Here is a 25,835-nt window from a genome sequence, read left to right as displayed (position 1 = left end):
AGCTCGAACCGGCCCAATCAATATGCAGGCCCTATCGTTGGGGTGGTGGAGCTGAGACACCTGCGCTACTTCGTCGCGGTCGCCGAGGAGTTGCACTTCGGGCGGGCCGCCGTACGGCTCGGGATCCGGCAGCCGCCGCTGAGCCAGCAGATCAAGGCGCTGGAAGACGACCTCGGCGTCGTACTCTTCGATCGCGACAGCCGGAAGGTGCGGCTCACCGCGGCCGGCGAGGCCTTGTACCCGGCGGCACGGGACCTGCTCGGCGCGGCCCGGGCGGCCGAGCAGGCGACCCGGCAGGCGGGGCGCGGCGAGTCGGGCCGGCTGGCGCTCGGGTTCGTCGGCTCGGCCACGAACCAGTTGCTGCCACGAGCGCTGCGCGACTTCCGGCAGCGGTACCCCGAAGTCAGCCTGCGGTTGCGTGAGCTGACGACGATGCAGCAGGTGCACGCGTTGCGCGACGGGAGCCTCGACATCGGACTTCTGCGCCCGCCGCTGCCGGAGGCGGAGGCGGCAGGACTCGTGGTGGAACCGATCGGCGCCGAGCGACTGGTTGCCGTCGTACCCGATGATCATCCGAGGGCGCGGCAAAGAGTTGTCGCGGTGCGGGATCTCGCGGAGGAGCCGTTCGTGTTGTTCCCGCGCGCACTGGGGCCCGGGCTGCACGACCAGATTCTGGCTTACTGCGCCGAGGCGGGCTTCACGCCGGTGGTCGCGCAGGAGGCGGTGCAGATGCAGACGATCGTTGCGCTCGTCGCCGCCGGGCTCGGGGTGTCACTCGTGCCGGCCTCGATGAAGCACAGCCCGCGACACGGTGCGGTGTTCCGCTCGCTGAGCCCCGCGACACGAGTGGTCCATCTCGCGGTCGCGCGCCGGGCCGGCGCGACCAGCCCGGTGGTGCGCAACTTCGTTGCCGCGGTCAGCCGTTCGGCGTAGTCCCGGGCCGGGGTGGGTTGGCCACTGTTTGCCAGAGCTCGTCGATGTCGGTGCGGTCTTCGGGCTCGGGGGTGTCGACCCAGCCGCTGGCCCAGGTGTCCTTCTCGCGGTCCAGGTCGAAGATCGACTCGGCGAACGCGGCGGAGCCGACGTACCGGGTCTCCTCTTCCACTGGTGCCGCCGCGGTGGTCGGTGCGGTCGCAGGTTTGGCTTGGGTCGGTGCGGCGCCGGGTGGGGCGACCAGGGCGCGGGCGTGCTTCTGGGCCTCGAGGATGCCCATGTCCTGCTCGTCGCAGAGCAGCCGGATGGCGGCCACCTCGTTGCCGGCCTTCATCAGCTCCCGCACCCGGCCGTCGGTGTCCTGCCGGGGCGTCGGCAGGTTGTGCTGCGGCGGCCGGTGCCCCTGCGGCGGCCCGTACGACGGCAGCCACTGCGCCGACAACTGATGCTGCGGCTGGTACGGCGGGGCAGCGGCGGACTGGTTCGCCCCGTACTGACCCTGGACCGGCGTCGGCTGGCCGACGTACTGGCCTTGAACCTGCTCGATCAGCTTCTGCACGCGGGCGTTCGGGTGCTTGCCGGCGCCGGACGCCTCCTTCTTCACCTTCCCGACCACGCTGACCACGATCATGACGATGATGAAGATCGCGAACTCCAGCATCGGCTGCCTCCGTCGGTCCCGGCCGTCCTCCGAATGGCCAGCCTAAGGCCCGCAGGGGGCCGCCCGCAGTCGCGGAATCGGAGGAAACGCCTGGTGACCGCTACAATCCGGTGTTACCGCTGATCGAATTCGAAGGGCATATCCGCGTGGCAACGACGAACGACCTCAAGAACGGCATGGTGCTCGACCTGGACGGGCAGCTGTGGTCCGTCGTCTGGTTCCAGCACCACAAGCCCGGCAAGGGCGGCGCCGTCGTCCGGACCAAGCTGAAGAACGTGCTGTCCGGCAAGGTGGTCGACAAGACCTTCAACGCGGACGTCAAGGTCGAGGTCGCGACCGTCGACAAGCGCGACATGACCTACCTGTACAACGACGGCTCGGCCTACGTGTTCATGGACAAGTCCACCTACGACCAGCTGCAGATCCAGCCCGACGTGGTCGGCGACGCCTCGCACTTCCTGCTGGAGAACCAGGACGCCATCGTCGCGGTGCACGACGACCTGCCGCTGTACGTCGAGCTCCCGGCCTCGGTCGAGCTCCTGGTGGAGTACACCGAGCCCGGCCTGCAGGGCGACCGGTCCACCGGCGGCACCAAGCCGGCCAAGCTGGAGACCGGCTACACCATCCAGGTCCCGCTGTTCCTGACCACGGGCGAGAAGGTCAAGGTCGACACCCGCACCGGGGACTACCTCGGCCGCGTCACCTCCTGAGGCCTCGAGAGAAGCTGACAACAGAACATGTCTGCCCGTAGCAAGGCCCGCAAGCGCGCACTCGACGTGCTGTTCGAGTCGGAGGTCAGGGGTCTGCCGGTCGGCGGCACCCTGGCCGACCGGGTGGCCGACAACGACCCGCCGGTGAACGAGTTCACCGTGGCGCTGGTCGAGGGTGTCGCGAAACACATCGACGTGATCGACGACCTGCTGCAGACCCACTCGGTCGGCTGGTCGCTGGACCGGATGCCGGCCGTCGACCGCAACATCCTGCGGATCGGAACCTACGAGCTGCTGTTCGACGACCAGGTCCCGGACGTGGTCGCGGTGAGCGAGGCGGTCGCGCTGGCGCGGGACCTGTCCACCGACGAGTCGCCGGCGTTCGTGAACGGGCTGCTGGCGAGACTGCTGCAGCTCAAGCCCACGCTGGGCGTCTGAAGAACGTCCTGAGGGAAGGAGAGCCGGCGCCTGGCGGGCCGCGCCCTCTCGTGGTGCTGCTCCGAAGATCGGTGAGTCATCGTAGGCCCGGTACCGTCTCGGTACGGTCCGGGCCGACTCGGCGTCCCCGTGGTGGTCGGCGCGGGGGAACGGCCCCGGCCTGGTGCAGCGGGTGAGGTGGTTCCCGCCGCGGTGCTGCGTCGTACTGCTTGGTCCTGCTCTGTTCGGTGATGGAGGAGGCGGGCGGCCGTGGGCCAGCTGCTACGAGCCCCGACCGTCTCTGCTGCCTCCGGTCAGGCGCCGGCTGCCTCGGACTCCTCGACGTCACCCTTCGCCTCTGGGTTCAGCACACCCCAGGAGATGAAGCGCTCGGTCAGAGTCGTCGGCGACTCGTCGTAGATCACGGCGAGCGTGCGCATGTCGTCCTGACGGATCGACAGCACCTTGCCGTTGTAGTCCCCACGCTGAGCCTGGATCGTGGCCGCGTACCGCGTCAGCGGACCGGCCTCACTCGCGTCGAGGTGTTGCAGGGCCTCCAGGTCGAGGATCAACCGGGGAGGAGCGGCAGCCGCAGCGGCCGCGCTGGCGGAACCGGGCAGGAGCTCACGGATGGGCACGCCGTAGAAATCGGCGAGCTCGGCGAGCTTCTGGACGGTGACGGCTCGATCGCCACGCTCGTAGGAGCCGACGACGACCGCCTTCCAGCGACCCTTGGACTTCTCTTCCACGCCGTGCAGCGACAGCCCTTGCTGCTGGCGGATGGCGCGCAACTTGCCACCCAGTGTCTTCGCGTATTCGCTAGGCACGCTGGTTCTTCCCTCCGACTAGTTTCGTCATGTCCGGCCCGCCGGAACGGGCCGGACGGTGAAACCCCCCTCGGTTACACAGAGTAACAATATTCCGGGGGCGAGGCCAGCGTCAAGACGGCGTGTCACTTCCGATACCATGTCAAGCGGTCCGAACGTCCTTTAAAGACCCGTCCAGAGAGGCGGGAAAGGAGGAACGGTAGCGATGAGCCATGCCCACGACGGCGCGCCCAAACGCGGCAGCCGCACGGTCCTGGACGCTTCCGACATATCCCGGGCACTGACCCGGATCGCGCACGAGATCCTCGAGCGCAACCGCGGCGCCGACCCGGTCGTCCTGCTCGGCATCCCCACTCGCGGCGTCGGCCTGGCCGCCCGCATCTCGGCCCGGATCGCGGCCGTCGAGGGGCAGAGCGTGCCGACAGGATCACTCGACGTGACGATGTACCGCGACGACATCGGCCTCAAACCACCCCGTGGCCTCGAGCACACCGACATCCCGGCGGACGGGATCGACGGCAAGGTCGTCGTCCTGGTCGACGACGTGCTGTTCTCCGGCCGCACCATCCGGGCCGCGCTGGACGCGATCGGCGACATCGGCCGGCCGCGCGCGGTCCAGCTCGCGGTCCTGGTCGACCGCGGCCACCGCGAGCTGCCGATCCGCGCCGACTACGTGGGCAAGAACCTGCCCACCTCGCTGGTCGAGCGGGTCACCGTGCACCTGACCGAGTACGACGACCAGGACGCGGTGCTGATCGCGGACAAGACGGCGGACAAGACGAAGGTGGGGGCGTGATGAGGCATCTACTCAGCGCGGGTGACCTGAGCCGGGACGAGGCCAACCTCATCCTGGACACGGCCGAGGAGATGCGGTCGCTGGCCGACCGGCCGATCAAGAAGCTGCCGGCGCTGCGCGGCCGGACCGTGGTGAACCTGTTCTTCGAGGACTCCACCCGGACCCGGATCTCGTTCGAGGCGGCCGCCAAGCGGCTGTCGGCCGACGTGATCAACTTCTCCGCCAAGGGCTCGAGCGTCAGCAAGGGCGAGAGCCTGAAGGACACCGCGCTCACCCTGCAGGCGATGGGCGCCGACGGCGTCGTCTGCCGGCACGGCTCGTCCGGCGCGCCGCACCTGCTGGCCACGTCGGGCTGGATGACCGGCTCGGTGGTCAACGCCGGCGACGGCACCCACGAGCACCCGACCCAGGCGCTGCTGGACGCGTTCACGATGCGCCGCCACCTCGGCTCGCTGGACGGCCGCCGGATCACGATCGTCGGCGACGTCCTGCACTCCCGGGTGGCCCGGTCGAACGTGCTGCTGCTGTCGACGCTGGGCGCCGAGGTGACCGTGGTGGCGCCGCCGACGCTGCTCCCGGTCGACATGCGCAACTGGCCGTGCGCCACGTCGTACGACCTGGACGCGAGCCTGGCCAAGAGCGACGCGGTGATGATGCTGCGGGTCCAGCGGGAGCGGATGAACGACGCGTACTTCCCGAGCGCCCGCGAGTACACCCGCCGCTACGGCCTGGACGTGCACCGGATGGCGCAGCTGCCGGACGAGGCGATCGTGCTGCACCCCGGCCCGATGAACCGCGGCATGGAGATCAGCGCCGAGGTCGCCGACTCCACCCGCTCGGTCATCGTCGAACAAGTCACCAACGGGGTCGCCATCCGGATGGCGGTCCTCTACCTGTTGCTGTCCGGAACCAACGACGAGGAGTCGAACGCATGACCGCCTACCTGATCACCGGAGCCAAGGTCCTGGCCGGTGAGGCGGCGGATCTGCTGATCGACAACGGCGAGATCGAAGCTGTCGGCGCCAGCCTCGAAGCGCCGGCCGGTGCCGAGACGATCGACGCCAAGGGCCTGGTCGCGCTGCCCGGTCTGGTCGACCTGCACACGCACCTGCGCGAGCCCGGCCGGGAGGACGCCGAGACCGTGCTCACCGGCACCCGGGCCGCGGCGCTGGGCGGGTTCACCGCCGTCTTCGCGATGGCCAACACCGACCCGGTCGCCGACACCGCCGGTGTGGTCGAGCAGGTCTGGCGCCTCGGCCGCGACGCCGGATACGCCGACGTCTTCCCGATCGGCGCGGTCACGGTCGGCCGGAAGGGCACCCAGCTCGCCGAACTCGGCGCGATGGCGGACTCGGCGGCCCGGGTCCGGGTGTTCTCCGACGACGGCGACTGCGTCTGGGACGCCGCGCTGATGCGCCGCGCGCTGGAGTACGTGAAGGCGTTCGGCGGCGTGATCGCCCAGCACGCGCAGGAGCCGCGGCTGACCCAGGGCGCGCAGATGAACGAGGGCGCGCTGTCCGGCGTCCTCGGCCTGACCGGCTGGCCGAGTGTCGCCGAGGAGGCGATCATCGCCCGCGACATCCTGCTGAACGCGCACGTCGGCTCGAAGCTGCACATCTGCCACCTGTCCACCAAGGGCTCGGTGGAGATCGTCCGGGCGGCGAAGAAGCGCGGGTTCGAGGTGACCGCCGAGGTCACCCCGCACCACCTGCTGCTGACCGAGGACCTGGCCGCCTCCTACAACCCGGTCTACAAGGTGAACCCGCCGCTGCGGACCAAGGAGGACGTCGAGGCGGTCCGCGAGGGCCTGGCCGACGGCACCATCGACATCGTCGCCACCGACCACGCGCCGCACCCGGTCGAGGACAAGGACTGCGAGTGGAGCGCCGCGGCGTTCGGCATGCTCGGCCTGGAGACGGCGCTCGGCGTGGTCCAGCACGCGATGATCGACACCAAGCTGATGACCTGGGCCGACGTGGCCGACCGGATGAGCTACCGGCCGGCCGAGATCGGCCAGATCGCCGACCACGGCCGGCCGCTCGAGGCCGGGGCCGCCGCCAACCTGGTCCTGGTCGACCCGTCGGCCGAGCGGACCGTCGTACCGGGGGAGTCCGCGTCGCTGTCGCGGAACACGCCGTTCGACGGGATGACGCTGCCGGGCAAGGTGGTGGCGACCTTCCTGCGCGGCACGCCGACGGTGCGGGACGGGAAGCTCGCCCGGTGAAGGCCTTCCTGGGCGTTCTCGGCACGCTGCTGGTGATCGCGGCGGGCTACTGGGCCATGTACCGGGGCTGGCGGAACCGCCAGGCCCGGCAGGTCGACCTGGCGCCGCTGCCCGAGGCGCCGGCCGACGACCGGACCAAAGGGGTGGAAGGCGTGTACGTCGCCACCACCTCGGCCGGCGACTGGATGGACCGGATCGCCGTGCACGAACTGGGCGTCCGCAGCACCGCGGACCTGGCCGTCAGTGAGGCCGGCCTGATCTTCCATCGGCAGGGCGCGGCGGATGTCTTCATCCCCGTGGACCACCTGACCGGCGTCCGGACCGACCGCGGGATCGCCGGCAAGGTGACCGCGGAGAAGTCCGGCCTGGTGGTGGTCACCTGGAACCACGACGGCCGCGCGCTCGACACCGGGTTCCGGCCCCGCCGCAAGGCCGACACCGCCCCCCTGACCGAATCCATCTCGACCCTGATCGGAGCCGAGCAGACATGAGCCAGCCTGCCCATCATCCAGCACTGCTGGTCCTGGAGGACGGCCGCAGCTTCGCGGGGACGTCGTACGGGGCGACCGGCGAGACCTTCGGCGAGGCGGTGTTCTCGACCGGGATGACCGGCTACCAGGAGACGCTGACCGACCCGTCGTACCACCGGCAGATCGTCACCCAGACCGCGCCGCACATCGGCAACACCGGAATCAACGACGAGGACGACGAGTCGCAGAAGATCTGGGTCGCCGGGTACGTCGTCCGCGACCCGGCCCGGGTGCCGTCGAACTGGCGGGCCACCCGCTCGCTGGACGACCAGCTGAAGTCCCAGGGCATCGTCGGGATCTCCGGCATCGACACCCGGGCGCTGACCCGGCACCTGCGCGAGCGCGGCGCGATGCGGGCCGGGATCTCGACCGAGATCCTCGACCCGGAGACGCTGCTGGACAAGGTGCTGCGGCAGCCCCCGATGGTCGGCGCCGACCTCGCCACCGAGGTGACCACCGACGAGTCGTACGTCGTCCCCGCGGAAGGCGAGAAGCGGTTCACCGTCGTCGCGCTCGACCTCGGGATCAAGTCGATGACACCGAAGCGGATGGCCGAGCGCGGCATCGAGGTGCACGTGCTGCCGGCCACCGCGACGCTGGACGAGATCCTCGCCCGCAACCCGGACGGCGTCTTCATGAGCAACGGACCCGGCGACCCGGAGACCACCGACCACCCGACCGAGCTGCTGAAGGCGCTGCTCGAGCAGAACACGCCGTACTTCGGGATCTGCTTCGGCAACCAGGTGTTCGGCCGGGCCCTCGGACTCGGCACGTTCAAGCTGAAGTACGGGCACCGCGGCATCAACCAGCCGGTGCTCGACCGGGCCACCGGCAAGGTCGAGATCACCGCGCAGAACCACGGCTTCGCTGTCGACGCGCCGATCGAGGAGACCGTCGAGACGCCGTACGGCACCGCCGAGGTCAGTCATGTGTCCCTGAACGACAACGTGGTCGAAGGACTCCGCCTGACCGGGAAGGACGGCCGCGTGCTGGCCTTCTCGGTCCAGTACCACCCGGAGGCAGCCGCGGGTCCGCACGACTCCGCGTACCTGTTCGACCGGTTCGTCGAGCTGATGGAGGGACGGGCCTGATGCCACGTCGCACAGACATCGAGTCGATCCTGGTGATCGGGTCCGGCCCGATCGTGATCGGCCAGGCCTGCGAGTTCGACTACTCGGGCACCCAGGCCTGCCGGGTGCTCAAGGAGGAGGGTTTCCGGGTCGTCCTGGTGAACTCGAACCCGGCCACGATCATGACCGACCCGGAGTTCGCCGACGCCACCTACGTCGAGCCGATCACCCCGGAGTACGTCGAGAAGGTGATCGAGAAGGAGCGGCCGAACGCGCTGCTGGCCACCCTCGGCGGCCAGACCGCGCTGAACGCGGCGATCGCCCTGCACGACAACGGCGTCCTCGAGAAGTACGGCGTCGAGCTGATCGGCGCGTCGGTCGACGCGATCCAGCGCGGTGAGAACCGGGAGTCGTTCAAGCAGATCGTCGAGAAGCTCGGGGCCGAGGTGGCCCGGTCGCGGATCTGCCACACCATCGACGACGTGCTCGGCGCGGCCGGCGAGCTCGGCTACCCGCTGGTGGTGCGGCCGTCGTTCACGATGGGCGGCGTCGGCTCCGGAATGGCCTACGACGAGGCGGACCTGCGCCGGATCGCCGGCGCCGGCCTGCACGCCAGCCCGACCACCGAGGTGCTGATCGAGGAGTCGATCCTCGGCTGGAAGGAGTACGAGCTGGAGGTGATGCGCGACAAGGCCGACAACGTCGTGATCATCTGCTCGATCGAGAACGTCGACCCGATGGGCGTGCACACCGGCGACTCGGTCACCGTCGCCCCGGCGATGACGCTGACCGACCGCGAGTACCAGGTGATGCGGGACCTGGCCATCGGCATCATCCGCGAGGTCGGCGTCGACACCGGCGGCTGCAACATCCAGTTCGCGGTGAACCCGGCCGACGGCCGGCTGATCGTGATCGAGATGAACCCCCGGGTGTCCCGCTCGTCCGCGCTGGCGTCGAAGGCGACCGGCTTCCCGATCGCCAAGATCGCCGCCAAGGTCGCGATCGGCTACACCCTGGACGAGATCCCGAACGACATCACCCGGCAGACCCCGGCCAGCTTCGAGCCGACGCTGGACTACGTGGTGGTGAAGGTGCCGCGGTTCGCGTTCGAGAAGTTCCCTGCCGCCGACGCCACGCTGACCACGCACATGAAGAGCGTCGGCGAGGCGATGGCGATCGGCCGGAACTACACCGAGGCGCTGCAGAAGGCGCTGCGCTCGCTGGAGAAGCCGGAGGCCCGGTTCTCCTGGGCCGGCTCGCCGGCCACCGAGCTGGAGCCGTTGCTCGAGGAGATCAGGACGCCGCACGACGGCCGGCTGCGGACGATCATGGACGCGATCCGGGCCGGCGCGACGCCGGAGCAGATCTTCGACAACACCAAGATCGACCCGTGGTTCGTCGACCAGCTCTACCTGATCCACGAGACCGCGCTGCAGGTCGCGGCCGCGCCTCGCCTCACCCCCGAGGTGCTGCGACTGGCCAAGCGGCACGGGTTCTCGGACCTGCAGCTGGCCGAGATCCGCGGGCTGACCGAGGACGTCGTCCGGGGAGTCCGGCAGGCGCTCGGGATCCGGCCGGTCTACAAGACGGTCGACACCTGCGCGGCCGAGTTCAAGGCCGAGACGCCGTACCACTACTCGTCGTACGACGAGGAGACCGAGGTCGCGCCGCGGGAGACCCCGGCCGTGCTGATCCTCGGCTCCGGGCCGAACCGGATCGGGCAGGGGATCGAGTTCGACTACTCCTGCGTGCACGCGTCGATGGCGCTGCGCGAGGCCGGCTACTGCACGGTGATGGTGAACTGCAACCCGGAGACGGTCTCGACCGACTACGACACCTCCGACCGGCTGTACTTCGAGCCGCTCACCTGTGAGGACGTGCTCGAGATCGTGCACGCCGAGCTGCAGGCCGGCCCGGTCGCCGGAGTGATCGTGCAGCTCGGCGGCCAGACGCCGTTGGGCCTGGCGCAGCGGCTCGCCGACGCCGGCGTGCCGATCGTCGGGACGTCGCCCGAGGCCATCCACCTGGCCGAGGAGCGGGGCGCGTTCGGCAAGGTGCTCGCGGACGCGTCGCTGCCGGCGCCGAAGCACGGTACGGCGATGTCGGCCGACGAGGCGCACGGGGTGGCCCTGGAGATCGGCTTCCCGGTGCTGGTCCGGCCGTCCTACGTGCTCGGCGGGCGCGGCATGGAGATCGTCTACAGCACGGCCGAGCTCACCGCCGCGCTGGAGCGGCTGAGCGGCGGGTTCGGGTCCTGGGAGCACCCGGTGCTGATCGACCGGTTCCTGGACGACGCGGTCGAGATCGACGTCGACGGGCTGTTCGACGGCGACGAGCTCTTCCTCGGCGGCGTGATGGAGCACATCGAGGAAGCCGGTGTGCACTCCGGCGACTCGTCCTGCGCGCTGCCGCCGATCACGCTCGGCAACGCGGACATCGAGAAGATCCGCCGGTCGACCGAGGCGATCGCTCGCGGCGTCGGCGTACGCGGCCTGCTGAACGTGCAGTACGCGCTCGCCGGTGACGTGCTCTACGTGCTGGAGGCGAACCCGCGCGCGTCCCGGACGGTGCCGTTCGTGTCGAAGGCGACCGCGACGCCGCTGGCGAAGGCGGCGGCCCGGGTGATGCTGGGTTCGACGATCGCCGAGCTGCGGGCCGAGGGCATGCTTCCGGCCGAGGGCGACGGCGGCACGCTGCCGACCTCGACACCGATCGCGGTGAAGGAGGCCGTGATGCCGTTCAACCGGTTCCGGACCGTCGACGGCCGGTCGGTGGACACCGTGCTCGGGCCGGAGATGCGCTCGACCGGCGAGGTGATGGGCGTCGACGACACCTTCGGCACGGCGTTCGCCAAGTCGCAGGCGGCGGCGTCGCAGCCGCTGCCCGGCTCCGGCAAGGTGTTCGTGTCGGTGGCGAACCGGGACAAGCGGCACATGATCTTCCCGGTGAAGCGGCTGGCCGACCTGGGCTTCCAGATCTACGCGACCGAAGGTACGGCGGACGTGCTGCGGCGCAACGGGGTCGAGGCGGTCACGGTCCGCAAGAGCAGCCAGGGACCGGGCCCGAACGGCGAGCCGACGATCGTGCAGATGGTCCAGGACGGTGAGCTCCAGCTGATCGTCAACACCCCGATCGGCATCACCCAGGGCGGTTCGCCGCGACTGGACGGGTACGAGATCCGGACCGCGGCGGTGGCGCGCAACATCCCGTGCATCACCACGGTGCAGGGCCTGGCGGCCGCCGTACAGGGCATCGAGGCGCAGCAGGCCGGGGACATCGGCGTCCGGTCGCTGCAGGACTGGGTGTCGAGGATCCGGGGTGTATAGGCGGGTCGTCCGGCCGGTCCTGTACCGGCTGGGCAAGGGCGACGCGGAGGTCGCGCACGAGCAGACGCTCAGCGCCCTCCGCCTGCTCGGCCGGGTCCCAGGGCTGGCCGGTGGACTCGCCCGGCTGCGGACCGGCTCGGAGCGCACTGTCTTCGGCGTGCGCTTCCCCTCGCCGGTCGGACTTGCCGCGGGCATGGACAAGAACGGGATCGCGCTGCGGTCCTGGCGAGCACTCGGCTTCGGGTTCGTGGAAGTGGGCACGGTCACCGCCCACCCGCAACCCGGGAACGAGAAGCCCCGGCTCTTCCGGTTGGTCGAGCACGAGGCGGTCATCAACCGGATGGGGTTCAACAACCTGGGCTCAGCCGCGCTGGCCGCGCGGCTGGAGGCCTACGGCCCGCTCGGTTATCCACTGGGAATCTCGATCGGCAAGTCGAAGGTCACGCCGATCGAGAAGGCGGTCGAGGACTACGTGACCTCGCTGCGCCGCCTGTACCGGTACGGCGACTACTTCGCGGTCAACGTGTCGTCGCCGAACACGCCCGGGCTGCGCTCGCTCCAGGACGCCGGCCACCTCCGGGAGCTGCTGACCGCGCTTCACGACGAAGCTGCTTCGCTGAGTGTCGGCGGCCTGGCCGGCAAGCCGATCCTGGTGAAGATCGCGCCGGACCTGACCTCGTCGGCGATCGACGAACTGCTCGGCGTCTGCACCGACGTCGGGATCGCCGGGATCATCGCCACCAACACGACCATCGGCCGGCCGGGCGTCGAGTCGCATCCGCTGTCCGCCGAGACCGGCGGGCTGTCCGGGCGGCCGCTGACCGAGATGGCGGCCAAGACAGTCGCCCACATCCACGCGGAGACCGGGGGAGCGCTGCCGATCATCGGGGTCGGCGGCATCCTCGAGCCGGCCGACGCGGTGCGGCTCGTCGACGCCGGCGCCAGCCTGGTCCAGCTCTACACCGGCCTCATCTACCGCGGGCCCGGCCTGGTCCGCCGCATCAACAGGAGCTTGCCATGAGCAATGAACCTTTCGGCGCCCGGCTGCGGTCCGCGATGGACACGCGCGGGCCGTTGTGCGTCGGGATCGACCCGCACGCGCACCTGCTGGACGCCTGGGGCCTGCCGGACACCCCGGAGGGCCTGGCGTCGTTCACGTACGGCGTGGTGGACGCGCTGGCCGACCGGGTCGCGGTGTTCAAGCCGCAGTCGGCGTTCTTCGAGCGGTTCGGGTCCGCGGGGATCGCGGTCCTCGAGCAGGCGACCACCCGGCTGCGCGACGCGGGCGCGTTGGTGATCATCGACGCCAAGCGCGGTGACATCGGGTCGACGATGGCCGGCTACGCGTCGGCGTACCTGGCGGAAAAGGGGCCGCTGGCGTGTGACGCGCTGACGGTCAGCCCGTACCTCGGGTTCGGGTCGTTGCAGCCGGCCATCGACGAGGCGCGTGCGGCCGGCGCGGGGCTGTTCGTGCTCGCGCTCACGTCGAACCCGGAGGGCCCGCAGTTCCAGACCGCGCGCACCGTCGCCGGCCCGACCGTGGCGGGCGCCGTGCTCGACGGCCTGCGGGAGCTGAACGCCGACGCCGACGGTCTCGGGTCCTTCGGCGCCGTGGTCGGCGCGACCATCGCCTCGACCGACGAGAACCTCGACATCAACGGTCCGCTGCTCGCTCCCGGGCTCGGCGCCCAGGGCGGCACCGCCGAAGGGCTGGTCGCGGTGTTCGGGTCGGCGGTGCGGAACGTCGTACCGGCGAGCTCGCGGGAGATCCTCGGGGCCGGACCGTCGGCGGGCGCCTTGCAGGCCGCGGCCGATCGCGCAGTCGACGCGTACCGGGCAGTCCTGGGGTACTGAGCGCCGTACCGTTCTCGGTATGAGTGCTTTCGTGCCCGGCCTGGAGCTGAGCCGGCGGTTCTACACCGAGGCGGTCGCATCCGCGATCGCGGCGTCGTGCCCGGCGCTGCCCTACGCCGCCGCGGTGCTCGGCCGGGGCTCGGAGGTGCTCGGGTTCGACGACGAGATGTCGGGCGACCACAACTGGGAGCCGCGCGTCGAGCTGTTCCTGCGCAAGGAGGACCGGACCCGGCACGGCGCCGCGCTCGACGAGGTGCTGCGCCGGGACGTGCCCGCGGAGTTCGCGGACCGGGCGACGCAGTTCGCGGTGCACACCGTCCGCGGCTACTTCCTGGAGCAGTTGGACTTCGACGTGGAGAGCGAGATCGCGCCGCGGGACTGGTTCACGTTCCCAGAGCAGCATCTGCGGATGCTGACCGCCGGCGAGGTCTTCCACGACGAGGTCGGCCTGCAGGAGGTCCGCGACCGGCTCGCCTACTACCCGCGCGACGTCTGGCTCTACCTGCAGATCGCGGCCTGGTGGCGGGTGCATCCGGAGGTCAACCTGGCCGGCCGCGCCGGGTTCGTGGGGGACGAGCTCGGGTCAGCGTTGATGGGGGCACAGCTCGTGCAAGACCTGATGCGGCTGTGCTTCCTGATCGAGCGGCAGTACGCGCCGTACTCGAAATGGTTCGGTACGGCGTTCTCGCGGCTGGCCTGCGCGGACGAGCTGGCGCCGTTGTTCGGGAAGGTGCTGCGGACCGAGTCGTGGCAGCAGCGCGAGGAAGCGTTGATGGCGGCGTACTCGGGCGTGGCCGAGCTGCACAACCGGCGGGAGATCACCGCGCCCGTGACGACCGGGATCGAGCACCTGTGGGACCGGCCGTTCAAGGTGGTCTGGGGCGACTTCCCGGGTGCGCTGCTGGCCGAGATCAAGGACCCGGAGGTACGGCGGATCGCGGAACGCTGGCCGGTCGGCGGCATCGACCAGGTCCGGAACGTGCTCTGGGCGGCCCGCGACCGCCGCCGCGTGGTGGCGCTGTTCGACTAGCCGTCCTGGTACAGGCTGGTGATCAGGGCGACCGCGGCCTGAGTTGCCGGGTGCGGGTCCTCGCGGTGCCAGATGAGGTGGACGTCGACCGGCGGCGCGTCGCGGACCGGGCGGTAGACGACACCGTCGCGGCGATACTGCGTGACGGTCGCCTGCGGTGTCAGGCCGACGTACCGTCCGGCGGCGATCGCGGCCAGCCAGTCGTCGACGTCGTGGGTGTACTCGAACTCCGGCCGGGACCCTTCCGGCCAAAGGTCCGCGGTGGTGCTTCCGGTACGGCGATCGATCGCAAGCCGGCGGTCGCGGAGCTGGTCCAGCGTCAGGGTGCGCTTCTTCGCCAACGGGTCGTCGGCCGCCAGAGCGCAGTACCTGCGTTCACTCGCGACCGTCGTGTGCGCGAAGCGCTTCAGGTCGACGTGCGACCGCACGATGGCCAAGTCGCAGAGCCCTTCGGCCAGGCCACCAGTGGCAGTGTTGGTACGCACGAGCTGTAGCTCGACGTCGGGGTGCTCGGCCGCCCAGCGCTTCTGGAACTCGGCCGTGTGCCGCCCGACCGCCGACCACGCATGACCGACCCGCAGCCGGGTGTGGCCGGTCGTTGCCTCCCGCACCAACTCGTCCACCTCGGCCAGCACCTGCCGCGCCCGGGCCAGCACCTGGATGCCGGCAGTCGTCGGGGTGATCGTCCGGCTGGTCCGGTGCAGCAGCCGCACGCCGAGCGCCTGCTCGAGGCTCAGCAGGTTCCGGGAGACCGCGGCCTGCGAGACCTTCAACTCGATCGCCGCATCGGTGAATGTCCCCGCGTCCACGATCGCGACCAGGCAGCGCAACTGCCGGAGCTCCAGATCCATGACTCCAGCGTATAGATGCGGCGGTTGGTGCATTTTGCCGCGACAGCCGCCGGAGCGACCCTCGGGGCATGCGCAAAGACCGGATGAGCGGTGTGGTGATGATGCTCGGCAGCGGGCTGTCGACCCAGGTCGGGGCGTCCGTGGGTGCGTTGGCGTTCCCGGTGCTCGGGCCGGTCGGGGTGGTGGCGGTTCGGCAGTGGATAGCCGGTGCCGTGCTGCTGGCGGTCGGGCGACCGCGGTTGCGTGCGATCACGGCCCGCCAGTGGCGGCTGGTGATCGGGCTGGCCGTGGTGTTCGCGGTGATGAACCTGTCGCTGTACACCGCGATCGACCGGATCGGGCTCGGACTGGCGGTGACGCTGGAGTTCCTGGGTCCGTTGGCCGTTGCGTTGCTCGGCTCCCGGCGGGTGCTCGATCTGCTGTGTGCGCTGGCCGTGGCGCCTGCCGTCGTACTGCTGACCCGCCCGCAGGCGACCACGGACTACCTGGGCATCGGGCTCGGACTGCTGGCGGCTGTGTGCTGGGCGTCGTACATCCTGCTGAACCGCCGCATGGGCCGGGAGTTCACCGGCGTGCAGGGCGTCGGCGCCGCGGCTTCGGTGTCCGGGCTGGCGTACGTGCCGGTCGGGATCTGGGCGCTCTGGCACCACCGGCCGACGCCGACGACGCTTGCGTACGCCGTCGCGGCCGGCCTGCTGTCGTCCGCCGTACCGTTCCTCGTCGACCTGCTCACGCTGCGGCGGGTGCCGGCGCAGTTCTTCGGCGTCTTCATGAGCGTGAACCCGGTGCTCGCCGCGCTGGTCGGGCTGGTGGTGCTCGACCAGCGCCTAGGCTCGCTCGACTGGCTGGCCATCGGGGTGATCGTGGCCGCCAACGCGGTGGCCTTGTCGGCCGGGCGACGCGGGACATCACAGCGCGGTTCCAGTCGATCGGTGCGACGTTCTTCACGGCGTGCCCTGCGGGCCGGTGACCCCGGGGTTCGGGAGGGTTGCGGAGCAAGAGGGAGAGCCGTTCTCCCCGCGGAACAGTTAGGATCGGAATGCGTAAGGTTGCGGCCCTCGCGGCGGTAGTGACAATGGGCGTCGGGACGTTGACGGCGTGCTCGGGCGGCGACTACTGCAGCGAGCTGCAGAACTATGCCGAGTCGGTGAAGGACCTCGACATCAAGGACTCCGCGGCGGTCGACAAGATGCTGTCCGAGGCCAAGAAGGTCTCGAAGTCGGCGCCGGACGACCTGAAGGACGACTGGAAGGTCGTCATCGACTACGCCGAGAAGGCGAAGGACGCCGACGGCGACACCGGGAAGCTGACCGAGCTGGCCAAGAGCGACGGCGAGAAGATCGGCCCGGCGTTCGACGCGATCACCAAGCAGGCCAAGGACACCTGCAAGGTCACCATCACCGAGTCCTGACCGACGGCGTCATGACGGGCCGGGTGCGCGCGCGGCGGCACCCGGCCGCCGCACGCCCGGCCACCGGATGGGTGCGGAAAGTATCCGTTTCGGATGGTTTGGTCACCAGCTGTAACGTCGGAGCCAGCACCCCCGAGGACCGACCTCCCGACCCCCGAGGATGAGAGCTGTGAAGCGCACAATCGCCGTCGCCGCGACGCTGATCGCCGGCACCGCCACCCTGACCGCGTGCACCGAGGAGCAGGCCTACTGCGTCGACCTCGCCGGGTACGCCGCGAACGCGGTCAACGTGGACCCGCAGAACCCGGCCGACTACACCAAGATCCTCGAGGACGCGAAGAAGCTGCAGGGCTCCGCGCCGGCCGACGTGAAGGACGACTGGGGCGTCGTGGTGGCGTTCGCCGAGAAGGCCAAGGCGGCGGGCACGGACCGTGTCGAGCTGGCTCGGCTGAGTCAGCAGACCGGCTCGGTGATGACGGCGTACAAGACGATCAGCACGCACGCCAAGGAGTCCTGCAAGGTCGACGTGCCGCAGCTGAACTGAGTCGGACTCCGGGACTGGAACGATCGATTCCTCCGAGTCGCCCGGTTGTGGGCGGCTCCTGCGCCGTGACCTGCCCGAACCCGTGTTAGGTTCCCTTGCGAAGCCACACAACGGGACAGGTGAAACGGTGCCACTTCCTTCTTTGACCCCGGAGCAGCGAGCGGCGGCTCTGGACAAGGCCGCGGCGGCGCGGCGTGAACGAGCCGAGATCAAGAACCGGATCCGGCATTCGGGAGCGTCTCCGACGGAGGTGCTCCACGAGGGACAGACCAACGACGTGATCGGCAAGATGCGGGTCAGTGCGCTGCTGCAGTGCATCCCCGGCGTCGGCAAGGTCCGCGCCCAGCAGATCATGGAGCGCGCGGGAATCTCGGAGACGCGGCGGGTGCGCGGCCTCGGCTCCAACCAGATCGCCGCCCTCGAACGCGAATTCGCCGAGTGAGCCAGACCAATACCCTGGCCGGCTCGTTGGACACTGGTGTGAAGATGACCACGCACAGGACGGACGACGCGACCATGGCTCCGCGGCAGACCTCGCCCCGCACGGCCCGGCTGACCGTGCTGGCCGGGCCGACCGCGGTCGGCAAGGGGACGGTGGCGGCGGAGATCCGGGAGCGGTTCCCGGAGATCTGGATCTCGGTCTCGGCGACGACCCGCAAGCCACGGCCGGGTGAGGTGCACGGGGTGCACTACCTGTTCGTGTCGGACGCCGAGTTCGACCGGATGATCGCCGACGGTGAGCTGCTCGAGTGGGCGGTGGTGCACAAGGCGGCCCGGTACGGGACGCCGAAGCGCCCGGTGCTGGACAAGCTCGCCGAGGGCCGCCCGGCGCTGCTGGAGATCGACCTGCAGGGCGCCCGCCAGGTCCGCGAGACGATGCCGGACGCCCAGTTCGTCTTCCTCGCCCCGCCGAGCTGGGACGAGCTGGTCCGCCGGCTGGTCGGCCGCGGCACCGAGACGGCCGAGGAGCGGGAGCGCCGGCTGGAGACCGCGACGCTGGAACTGGCCGCCGAGAAGGAGTTCGACGTGACGATCGTGAACGCCTCGGTTCGGGAGGCCGCCGATCAGTTGGTAAAGTTGATTCGATAACCCCTTCCATTCCTGGAAAGAGCTGAACTTGTCTGGCAACCAGCCCGTCGCCATCGGCATCACCTCCCCGCCGATCGACGACCTGCTCACCCACACCGACTCCAAGTACAAGCTGGTGCTGTACTCGGCCAAGCGGGCGCGGCAGATCAACGCCTACTACTCCCAGCTCGGCGAGGGCCTGCTGGAGTACGTCGGTCCGCTGGTCGAGACCCACGTCCAGGAGAAGCCGCTCTCGATCGCGATGCGCGAGATCAACGAGGGCGTGCTGACCTGCACCGACATCGACCCCGAGGCCGAGGCGGAAGCCGCCGCCGCGGAGAAGTCCGCGTAACGCACGTTCCATGACGACCGGGGAACGGGGTCTCTGATGTCCGCAACCGGTGACGAACAGACCCCTGGGACCACTCCGGCCTCAGGGGACTCTGTCGTTCCCGCGAAGCACCGGCCGAACGTGGTGCTCGGAGTCGGTGGCGGCATCGCGGCGTACAAGGTGTGTGACCTGCTCCGGCGGCTGACCGAGTCCGGGCACAGTGTGCGGGTGGTGCCGACCGCGGCCGCGCTGGAGTTCGTGGGTGCGGCGACCTGGGCGGCGCTGTCCGGCCAGCCGGTGACCGCGGACCCGTTCGACGACGTGCAGGAGGTTCCGCACGTCCGGATCGGCAAGGCCGCCGAGCTCGTCGTGGTCGCGCCGGCCACGGCCAACCTGATCGCCAAGGCCGCGCACGGCCTGGCCGACGACCTGCTCACGAACACGCTGCTGACGGCTCGCTGCCCGATCCTGTTCGCGGCCGCGATGCACACCGAGATGTGGGAGCACCCGGCCACCCAGGCCAACGTCGCCACCCTGCGGTCCCGCGGCATCACCGTGCTCGACCCCGCGGTCGGCCGGCTCACCGGCGCCGACACCGGTCGCGGCCGGCTGCCCGAGCCGTCCGAGATCTTCGCGATCAGCCAGCTGATGCTCGCCGACGAGGCCGCCCGGGCCGCCGGGCAGGCGGTGGCCGACCTGACCGGCAAGCACGTCCTGATCAGCGCCGGCGGCACTCGCGAGCACCTCGACCCGGTCCGCTACCTCGGCAACTCCTCATCGGGCAAGCAGGGGTACGCGCTGGCCCGGATCGCCGCTGCTCGCGGCGCCAAGGTGACCCTGGTCGCGGCCAACTCCGAGCTGCCCGACCCGGCCGGTGTCCAGGTCGTCCCGGTGACCAGTACCAGGGACCTGTACGACGAGATCACCGGCCGCGCGGGTGACGCGGACGCGATCGTGATGGCTGCGGCCCCGGCGGACTTCCGGCCGGCCGACGTCGCCGAGCACAAGATCAAGAAGACCGCCGACGGCGCGGTCCCGGCGGTCAGCCTGGTGCAGAACCCGGACATCCTGCAGACGATCTCGCACGACCGCCGCCGCGCCGGCCAGGTCATCGTCGGGTTCGCGGCCGAGACCGGCGACGCGGAGCACAGCGTGCTCGAGCTGGGCCGGGCCAAGCTGGAGCGCAAGGGCTGCGACCTGCTCGTGGTGAACGACGTGTCCGGCGGCAAGGTCTTCGGCAGCGACGTCAACGAGGCGGTCATCCTCGACACCGACGGCAACGCCCTCCCCGTCCCCTCCGGGTCGAAGGACGCGTTGGCCGGCGTCATCTGGAACCTGGTCGCCACCCACTGGCCCTAACAACCCCACCCCCGCCGCCCCCGGCCCCGCCAGCCCCCGCCCCCCGGCCCCCGCCCCCGCCCGCCCCGCCCACCGCGAGGGATGTCCCCTCACGTTGTGGGTTCTCCCTCCGTATACGAGGGGAGAACCCGGAACTCCGGGGGATATCCCCTCGAACGACGGAGGAGGGATGGGAGGCGTAAGAGGACAGGACCTGTCCGCTTCTGGGCTTAGCGTCAGGGGTATGGAGATCTCGTGGCGGGCGGTGGTGGGGCGGCGGATGCGGCGGCATCATCTGGCTGGTGAGCCGGCTGGGTCGGCGGCGGACGCCGTACGGGCTATGTGTGGGGCGCATGCGCAGGTGCTGTCGGCGGGGGAGGTGTCGGTAGCGGTCCGGCTCGATGGCGCGACGCGGGAGACGGTGCAGCAGGCGGACGGCTTGGTGAAGACGTTCGGGCCGCGGGGGACCGTGCACTTGCTGCCGCTGGACGACCTGCCGCTGTGGACGGGTGCGCTGTCCGCGCTGCCGGCTGGGACGCCGGTGCCGGAGTACATGCGGCTGACGCCCGAGCAGCGCGCCGAGATCATCGTCGCGATCGGTGACGCGCTGACCGACGACGACCTCACCGTCGACGAGCTGACAGTGGAAGTCGTACGGCGGACCGGAGACTGGGCCGGTGATCTCGTGATGCCCGCGTTCCAGACCTACTGGCCGCGCTGGCGTCAGGTGATCCCGGACGCCGCCAACGCAGGTGTCCTCTGCTACGGACCGAATCGCGGCCGGCTGACGACGTACTCGAACCCGCATCGCTTCAAGCCGTTCGAGCCGCTGCCTGGCGACAAGGCGTTCACCGAGCTCCTGCACCGCTACCTGTACTCCTACGGTCCCGCGACGCCGCAGCAGTTCGCTCGGTGGCTCAACACCAGCGTGGCCTTCGTGAAGCCGTACTTCGCCGACCTGCCGCAGGTGGAGCTCGCCGGCCAACCCGCCTGGCACGCGCCGGGCGACGGCGACTTCCCGGACGAACCGGTGCGCGGCGTCCGGCTGCTGCCGTACTTCGACGCGTACGGCGTCGGCAGCTACCCGAGGGAGCTGCTCTTCCCGGGTACGGCGTTCACGCGCGCGCTCGCTCGCGGTCAGGCCGGCAACTACCCGCTGCTCCTGGTCGACGGCGTCGTCGCCGGCGTCTGGCACCACAAGAAGTCCGGCCGGAAGGTGCACGTCACCGTCGAGTCGCTGATCTCGCTGAGCAGCACCCGGCGCCGCCTGCTGGACACCGAGGTGGACCGGCTGGCTGCCATGCTGGATTGCACACCATCACTCACCCTGGGCGACGTGACGGTTGGCCCGCACGCCTGAAATCGGTCCTCGTGTCCAGAATATGATCACCAATCTCGAATCCTGGATGAATTCGGAGCGTCACCGGGACGCCGGGGGAAACTGCTGGCATACTTCCCAGATGCATCGCCATCCGCCGGTGCATGGGGGGATCGTGCGGTTGTAGCTGCGGTTCGCGGTCACAGTCGCGCGGCACAAGAGGAATCCGAGGGAGAATTGTGGCGAGCCGCCTTTTCACGTCCGAGTCGGTGACCGAGGGTCACCCGGACAAGATCGCTGACCAGATCAGCGACTCCATCCTCGACGCGTTGCTGGCCGAGGACCCGAAGAGCCGCGTAGCGGTCGAGACCCTGGTCACCACGGGTCTGGTCGTGGTCGCGGGTGAGGTCACCACGTCCGCGTACGTCGACATCCCGGGGATCGTGCGGGCGCGCATCCTCGAGATCGGCTACGACTCCTCGCTGAAGGGGTTCGACGGCGCGTCCTGTGGTGTCACGGTGGCCATCGGCAGTCAGTCGGCGGACATCGCGCAGGGGGTCGACACGGCGTACGAGACGCGCGCGGACGCGTCCCAGGACGCTCTGGACCTGCAGGGGGCGGGGGACCAGGGCCTGATGTTCGGCTACGCGTCGAACGAGACGCCGGAGCTGATGCCGCTGCCGATCACCATCGCGCACCGGCTGTCGGCGCGGCTGTCCGAGGTCCGCAAGGACGGCACGATGGCCTACCTGCGCCCGGACGGCAAGACCCAGGTCACGGTCGAGTACGACGGTGACCGGGCGGTCCGGATCGACACCGTGGTGGTGTCCAGCCAGCACGCGGCCGACATCAGCCTGGACTCGATGCTGACCCCGGACATCAAGAAGCACGTGGTCGACCCGGTGCTCGAGCAGTTCGACATCGACTCGGCCGGCTACAAGCTGCTGGTGAACCCGACCGGGCGGTTCGAGATCGGCGGCCCGATGGGCGACGCCGGCCTGACCGGCCGGAAGATCATCATCGACACCTACGGCGGGATGGCCCGGCACGGCGGTGGCGCGTTCTCCGGCAAGGACCCGTCCAAGGTGGACCGGTCGGCGGCGTACGCGATGCGCTGGGTGGCCAAGAACATCGTCGCCGCGGGGCTGGCCGACCGGGTCGAGTGCCAGGTCGCGTACGCGATCGGCAAGGCCGCGCCGGTCGGCTTCTACGTCGACACCTTCGGCACCGAGAAGGTGCCGGTGGCCCAGATCAGCGACGCCGTCCGGGAGGTCTTCGACCTCCGGCCGGCCGCGATCATCCGGGACCTGGACCTGCTCCGCCCGATCTACGCCCAGACCGCGCGGAACGGCCACTTCGGCCGCACCGGCGAGGACTTCACCTGGGAGCGCACCGACCGGGTCGAGGAGCTCAAGGCCGCGATCAACAAGTAGCTCCGTTCTGCCTGCGACCCGGTTGTGGCAGTTGTCCACAGCCGGGTCGCGGCATCCCACGCACTGTCGTCCCGGCCGACTAGAGTTTTACAGTGACATCGAACGGAGACTCCCCGGAGCAGTTGACGCTGCTGCGGGACACCGTTCGCAAGTCCCGGACCAAGGAACGGGCCGGGATCACGTCGTCGTTGCCGGTGGCCCGGATCGCGGTCGACGTCTCGCTGCCGCACCTGGACCGGCCGTTCGACTACCTCGTGCCCGACGACCTGGCCGAGGCCGCGCAGCCGGGCGCCCGGGTGAAGGTTCGCTTCGCCGGCAAGGACCTGGACGGGTTCGTGCTGGAGCGGCTCGAGTCCTCCGACCACGACGGCAAGCTGGCCCGGATCCGCAAGGTCGTCTCGCCGGAGCAGGTGCTGACCCCGGAGATCGCCGACCTCTGCCGCGCGGTCGCGGATCGGTACGCCGGGGTATTCGCGGATGTGACCCGCCTGGCCGTCCCACCCCGGCACGCGAAGGTCGAAGGCGAGCCGCTGCGCTGCAACCAGCCGGCGATTCCGCCGGTGTCCACCTCCCGCTCCGAGTGGTCGCCGTACCCTGCTGGTTTCCTCGACGCGGTGGCCCGCTCGGAGGCGCCGCGCGCGATCTGGACCGCCGTAGCGGGAGCTGACTGGGCGCTGGCGTTCGCGCAGGCCGCGGCGGTGTGTGCGGCGTCGGGGCGTGGTGCGCTGCTACTGGTGCCGGATGCCCGGGATCTCGAGCGGCTGGCAACGGCGTGTACGGCGGTTCTCGGCGAGAGCGGGTTCGTCACGTTGTCGGCGGATCTCGGGCCGACGGCTCGCTACCGGGCGTTCCTCGCGACGCTGCGGGGGTGTGCGCGGGTGGTGATCGGGACGCGGGCGGCCGCGTTCGCGCCGGTGGCGAATCTCGGCCTGGTCGCGTTGTGGGACGACGGCGACGACTCGTACGCCGAGCCGCGCGCGCCGTACCCGCATGCCCGGGAAGTCCTGCTGCTGCGGGCGTACCGGCAGCAGTGCGCCGCGCTGCTCGGTGGGTTCGCGCGGTCGGTCGAGACGGCGGCGTTGCTGGAGTCCGGGTTCGCGGCCGAGCTGATCGCGGACCGGAAGGTGATCCGGGCCACTGCTCCCGCGGTGCACATCGCGGGGGAGTCCGACATCGATCTCGCCCGTGATCCGAGGGCTCGCGCGGCGCGGTTGCCGCACCGAGCGTTCGAGATCGCGCGGGAGGGGTTGCGGTCCGGGCCGGTGCTGGTCCAGGTGCCGCGGGCGGGGTACCTGCCGAGCCTGGTGTGCCAGACCTGCCGGGCCCCATCGCGCTGTACGACGTGTGGCGGGACCCTGCGCCGTACTGGCGGATCCGGTCCGGCGAGTTGCAGCGTGTGCGGCCGGCCGGCGGCCGACCACCGGTGCCCGGAGTGCGGCGACACCCGGATGCGCGCGGCCGTTGTCGGCGCTCGTCGTACGGCGGAGGAGCTGGGCCGGGCGTTTCCCGGACTGGTTGTGCGTACGTCGGGTGGCGACAACATGCTCGACGTCGTACCGGGCGAGCCGGCGTTGATCGTCAGCACACCGGGGGCCGAGCCGGTCGCGGAAGGCGGGTACAGCGCGGCGTTGCTGCTGGACACCTGGCTGATGCTGGCGCGTCCGGATCTGCGGGCGCCGGAGGAGGCTGTGCGCCGGTGGTTCAACGCGGCGGCGCTGGTCCGGCACAGCGGGACGGTCATTCTGGTGGGCGAGCCGTCCGCGTTGCCGTTGCAGGCGGTGGTGCGGTGGAGCCCGGAGGGGTTCGCGGCCCGGGAGGTGGAGGAGCGTCGCGCGGCCCGGCTGGCGCCGGCGGCGAAGCTGGCCGAGCTGACCGGACCTTCGGAGGCGGTGACCGATCTCATCGGCCGGCTCCGGCAGTTGCTTCCGGCAACTGCGGGCCTCGAGGTGCTGGGGCCGGTGGACGTCGACGACGAGACGGTCCGGGCCGTTGTCCGCACGCCGCGAGCGGCGGGGTCGGCGCTTGCTCGTGCTTTGAAGGAAGCGCAGTCTGCGCGCACCACGAAGAAGAGTCCGGGGTCAGTGCGGGTCCAGGTCGATCCACCGAGCTTTGGCTAGGCGGTCGAGGCCAGGGGAGTCGCTGCGGTGAGCAGCTGGGTGCCGAGTGCGGTGCGGTGGTAGAGGACGGTGCGGCCGTCGCGTCGGGAGTCGACCAGGCCGGCGCTGCGCAGGATGCTGAGGTGCACGCTCAGCGTCGGAGCCGACACCCCGAGCTGGTGGGCCAGGTGCGTGGTCGACATCGGCAGGTCGAGGTGGCTGACGATCGCCGCGCGGGTCCGGCCGACCAGATCCGCGAGCGGTGAGTCGGTGGTGTCCTGCCGGTCCTCCCACAGCCGTCCGAGGCCGCGCGGCGGGTAGGTGATCGTCGGCACATGCGGCGCCGCGGTCACCGACAGGCCGGCCGGCCAGCTGAACACGCTCGGCACCAGCAGCACGCCTTGACCGGCCATCGGCTCGCCGTCACAGGCGAACGGCCGGTCGATCTCGATCCGGCTGACGGTGAACCGGATCGACGGGTGCAGGTTGCGGAACAGCCGCTCGATCCCGCCGGCGGCCAGCTCGTCCAGCCGGAAGGCCAGATCCTCCTGCAGCAGCGACCGCATCCGCCGCCAGTCCGGCTCGATCGCCCGCCGCCAGTAGCTCTCCAGCGCCGCCGTGATCAGGTCGAGCGCCTTGGCCGGCCGAGCGATCAGGTCGGGCAGCAGCGGGTGCGGCGTCTCCTGGTGCAGCTTGCCGATCTCGCCGGCGACCAGGTGGTGCGGGGTGGCGGCGATCGCGGCCAGGCCGGACTCCAGGCTGGTGGTCCGGCGCGGCGGCGCCGGCGTGATGAAGTCCGGGATGTAGCCGACCGGCGGAATGAGGGCCTTGAGCAACGTCAGGTCCGGTCCGTCGATGATCGGCCGGACCTTCTGCAACCACGGCCCGTGCACGCTGCGCGCCGGATTGTTGCTCAGCGCCCGCACGCTGGTGACCGCCTCCCAGACCGGCGACAGCGCGAACCGGATCCGGCCCACATCCTCGGCGTTCAACCTGATCGTGATCACGTCGCCAGCCTAACGGATTAGTCCTGGGACTAATCGTCGACAGCGTCCCCGGCCGGCCTT

At 70.4% G+C, this 25,835-nt stretch carries 26 protein-coding genes; 22 read left to right on the top strand and 4 right to left on the bottom strand.

Annotation, left to right across the window (positions count from 1 at the left end; all coding sequences use genetic code 11):
* The first annotated feature begins 45 nt into the window (after window positions 1–45).
* Window positions 46–933 (top strand): LysR family transcriptional regulator, encoded by an 888-nt coding sequence (locus tag ACWCOV_RS28315; protein ID WP_449832354.1) that lies wholly within the window; start codon window positions 46–48, stop codon window positions 931–933.
* On the opposite strand, the gene ACWCOV_RS28310 is transcribed toward ACWCOV_RS28315, so the two are convergent.
* On the bottom strand, window positions 917–1,594 hold the full coding sequence (locus ACWCOV_RS28310; protein WP_449832353.1) for a hypothetical protein: 678 nt from the start codon (window positions 1,592–1,594) through the stop codon (window positions 917–919). The genes ACWCOV_RS28315 and ACWCOV_RS28310 overlap by 17 nt on opposite strands.
* 146 nt (window positions 1,595–1,740) lie before the next feature.
* Between ACWCOV_RS28310 and efp the strand changes: the two genes are divergently transcribed.
* Together efp and nusB are read left to right on the top strand one after the other, a co-directional pair.
* On the top strand, window positions 1,741–2,304 hold the full coding sequence (gene efp / locus ACWCOV_RS28305; protein ID WP_449832352.1) for an elongation factor P: 564 nt from the start codon (window positions 1,741–1,743) through the stop codon (window positions 2,302–2,304).
* 27 nt (window positions 2,305–2,331) lie between these two features.
* Window positions 2,332–2,742 (top strand): transcription antitermination factor NusB, encoded by a 411-nt coding sequence (gene nusB, locus ACWCOV_RS28300; protein ID WP_449832351.1) that lies wholly within the window; start codon window positions 2,332–2,334, stop codon window positions 2,740–2,742.
* 293 nt (window positions 2,743–3,035) lie between these two features.
* Here nusB and bldD read toward each other — a convergent pair whose 3' ends face one another.
* Window positions 3,036–3,548: a transcriptional regulator BldD gene (bldD, locus tag ACWCOV_RS28295; protein ID WP_026163359.1), complete on the bottom strand. Its 513-nt coding sequence runs from the start codon at window positions 3,546–3,548 to the stop codon at window positions 3,036–3,038.
* Window positions 3,549–3,753: 205 nt separating this feature from the next.
* Here bldD and pyrR point away from each other — a divergent pair, with 205 nt between their 5' ends.
* The 9 genes from pyrR to ACWCOV_RS28250 are packed head-to-tail and all read left to right on the top strand — an operon-like array spanning window position 3,754 to window position 14,378.
* Window positions 3,754–4,344: a bifunctional pyr operon transcriptional regulator/uracil phosphoribosyltransferase PyrR gene (gene pyrR / locus ACWCOV_RS28290; protein WP_449832350.1), complete on the top strand. Its 591-nt coding sequence runs from the start codon at window positions 3,754–3,756 to the stop codon at window positions 4,342–4,344.
* A complete protein-coding gene (locus ACWCOV_RS28285) occupies window positions 4,344–5,279 on the top strand; it encodes an aspartate carbamoyltransferase catalytic subunit (protein ID WP_449832349.1) in 936 nt (311 codons plus the stop codon). The genes pyrR and ACWCOV_RS28285 overlap by 1 nt, the downstream gene beginning before the upstream one ends.
* Window positions 5,276–6,568, top strand: coding sequence for a dihydroorotase (locus ACWCOV_RS28280; RefSeq protein ID WP_449832348.1), 1,293 nt, complete (start codon window positions 5,276–5,278; stop codon window positions 6,566–6,568). The genes ACWCOV_RS28285 and ACWCOV_RS28280 overlap by 4 nt, the downstream gene beginning before the upstream one ends.
* The gene (locus tag ACWCOV_RS28275; protein WP_449832347.1) at window positions 6,565–7,059 is read left to right on the top strand and encodes a PH-like domain-containing protein; all 495 of its coding nucleotides are present in this window, start codon (window positions 6,565–6,567) and stop codon (window positions 7,057–7,059) included. The genes ACWCOV_RS28280 and ACWCOV_RS28275 overlap by 4 nt, the downstream gene beginning before the upstream one ends.
* Complete coding sequence (gene carA, locus ACWCOV_RS28270) at window positions 7,056–8,189, top strand: glutamine-hydrolyzing carbamoyl-phosphate synthase small subunit (RefSeq protein ID WP_449832346.1); 1,134 nt, start codon at window positions 7,056–7,058, stop codon at window positions 8,187–8,189. The genes ACWCOV_RS28275 and carA overlap by 4 nt, the downstream gene beginning before the upstream one ends.
* A complete protein-coding gene (gene carB / locus ACWCOV_RS28265; protein WP_449832345.1) occupies window positions 8,189–11,494 on the top strand; it encodes a carbamoyl-phosphate synthase large subunit in 3,306 nt (1,101 codons plus the stop codon). The genes carA and carB overlap by 1 nt, the downstream gene beginning before the upstream one ends.
* Complete coding sequence (locus tag ACWCOV_RS28260; protein WP_449832344.1) at window positions 11,487–12,515, top strand: quinone-dependent dihydroorotate dehydrogenase; 1,029 nt, start codon at window positions 11,487–11,489, stop codon at window positions 12,513–12,515. Before carB ends, ACWCOV_RS28260 begins: the two co-directional genes overlap by 8 nt.
* Window positions 12,512–13,348, top strand: coding sequence for an orotidine-5'-phosphate decarboxylase (pyrF, locus tag ACWCOV_RS28255; protein WP_449832343.1), 837 nt, complete (start codon window positions 12,512–12,514; stop codon window positions 13,346–13,348). The genes ACWCOV_RS28260 and pyrF overlap by 4 nt, the downstream gene beginning before the upstream one ends.
* Before the next feature lie 19 nt (window positions 13,349–13,367).
* Complete coding sequence (locus ACWCOV_RS28250; protein WP_449832342.1) at window positions 13,368–14,378, top strand: DUF4037 domain-containing protein; 1,011 nt, start codon at window positions 13,368–13,370, stop codon at window positions 14,376–14,378.
* Here the strand turns inward: ACWCOV_RS28250 and ACWCOV_RS28245 are convergent.
* Window positions 14,375–15,229: a LysR family transcriptional regulator gene (locus tag ACWCOV_RS28245; protein WP_449832341.1), complete on the bottom strand. Its 855-nt coding sequence runs from the start codon at window positions 15,227–15,229 to the stop codon at window positions 14,375–14,377. The two genes, ACWCOV_RS28250 and ACWCOV_RS28245, sit on opposite strands and share 4 nt — an antisense overlap.
* A 68-nt stretch (window positions 15,230–15,297) precedes the next feature.
* On the opposite strand from ACWCOV_RS28245, the gene ACWCOV_RS28240 reads away from it, so the two are divergent.
* From ACWCOV_RS28240 to ACWCOV_RS28195, 10 genes are all read left to right on the top strand, one after another.
* On the top strand, window positions 15,298–16,299 hold the full coding sequence (locus ACWCOV_RS28240; protein WP_449832340.1) for an EamA family transporter: 1,002 nt from the start codon (window positions 15,298–15,300) through the stop codon (window positions 16,297–16,299).
* Window positions 16,269–16,640 carry a hypothetical protein gene (locus tag ACWCOV_RS28235; protein WP_449832339.1) on the top strand — a complete coding sequence of 124 codons (372 nt, stop codon included), beginning with the start codon at window positions 16,269–16,271 and terminating at the stop codon, window positions 16,638–16,640. The genes ACWCOV_RS28240 and ACWCOV_RS28235 overlap by 31 nt, the downstream gene beginning before the upstream one ends.
* A gap of 169 nt (window positions 16,641–16,809) precedes the next feature.
* Entirely contained in the window at window positions 16,810–17,184 is a 375-nt protein-coding gene (locus ACWCOV_RS28230) for a hypothetical protein (RefSeq protein ID WP_449832338.1), read from the top strand.
* Window positions 17,185–17,311: 127 nt separating this feature from the next.
* Window positions 17,312–17,626, top strand: coding sequence for an integration host factor, actinobacterial type (mihF, locus tag ACWCOV_RS28225; RefSeq protein WP_132320042.1), 315 nt, complete (start codon window positions 17,312–17,314; stop codon window positions 17,624–17,626).
* Between the two features lie 74 nt (window positions 17,627–17,700).
* Window positions 17,701–18,273 carry a guanylate kinase gene (gene gmk, locus ACWCOV_RS28220; RefSeq protein ID WP_396384483.1) on the top strand — a complete coding sequence of 191 codons (573 nt, stop codon included), beginning with the start codon at window positions 17,701–17,703 and terminating at the stop codon, window positions 18,271–18,273.
* A 28-nt stretch (window positions 18,274–18,301) separates the two neighbouring features.
* The gene (gene rpoZ / locus ACWCOV_RS28215; protein ID WP_132320044.1) at window positions 18,302–18,604 is read left to right on the top strand and encodes a DNA-directed RNA polymerase subunit omega; all 303 of its coding nucleotides are present in this window, start codon (window positions 18,302–18,304) and stop codon (window positions 18,602–18,604) included.
* Window positions 18,605–18,640: 36 nt separating this feature from the next.
* On the top strand, window positions 18,641–19,942 hold the full coding sequence (gene coaBC, locus ACWCOV_RS28210; RefSeq protein WP_449832337.1) for a bifunctional phosphopantothenoylcysteine decarboxylase/phosphopantothenate--cysteine ligase CoaBC: 1,302 nt from the start codon (window positions 18,641–18,643) through the stop codon (window positions 19,940–19,942).
* A gap of 223 nt (window positions 19,943–20,165) precedes the next feature.
* Complete coding sequence (locus ACWCOV_RS28205) at window positions 20,166–21,281, top strand: winged helix DNA-binding domain-containing protein (protein WP_449832336.1); 1,116 nt, start codon at window positions 20,166–20,168, stop codon at window positions 21,279–21,281.
* 197 nt (window positions 21,282–21,478) lie between these two features.
* The gene (gene metK / locus ACWCOV_RS28200; protein WP_449832335.1) at window positions 21,479–22,672 is read left to right on the top strand and encodes a methionine adenosyltransferase; all 1,194 of its coding nucleotides are present in this window, start codon (window positions 21,479–21,481) and stop codon (window positions 22,670–22,672) included.
* A gap of 92 nt (window positions 22,673–22,764) precedes the next feature.
* Entirely contained in the window at window positions 22,765–24,789 is a 2,025-nt protein-coding gene (locus ACWCOV_RS28195; protein WP_449832334.1) for a primosomal protein N', read from the top strand.
* Here ACWCOV_RS28195 and ACWCOV_RS28190 read toward each other — a convergent pair.
* Window positions 24,786–25,775, bottom strand: a complete 990-nt coding sequence (locus ACWCOV_RS28190) for a helix-turn-helix domain-containing protein (RefSeq protein WP_449832333.1) — start codon at window positions 25,773–25,775, stop codon at window positions 24,786–24,788. The genes ACWCOV_RS28195 and ACWCOV_RS28190 overlap by 4 nt on opposite strands.
* Window positions 25,776–25,835 lie beyond the last annotated feature (60 nt).

The sequence above is a fragment of the Kribbella sp. NPDC002412 genome (assembly GCF_053592935.1).
This window is presented reverse-complemented; position numbering and strand designations above follow the sequence as displayed.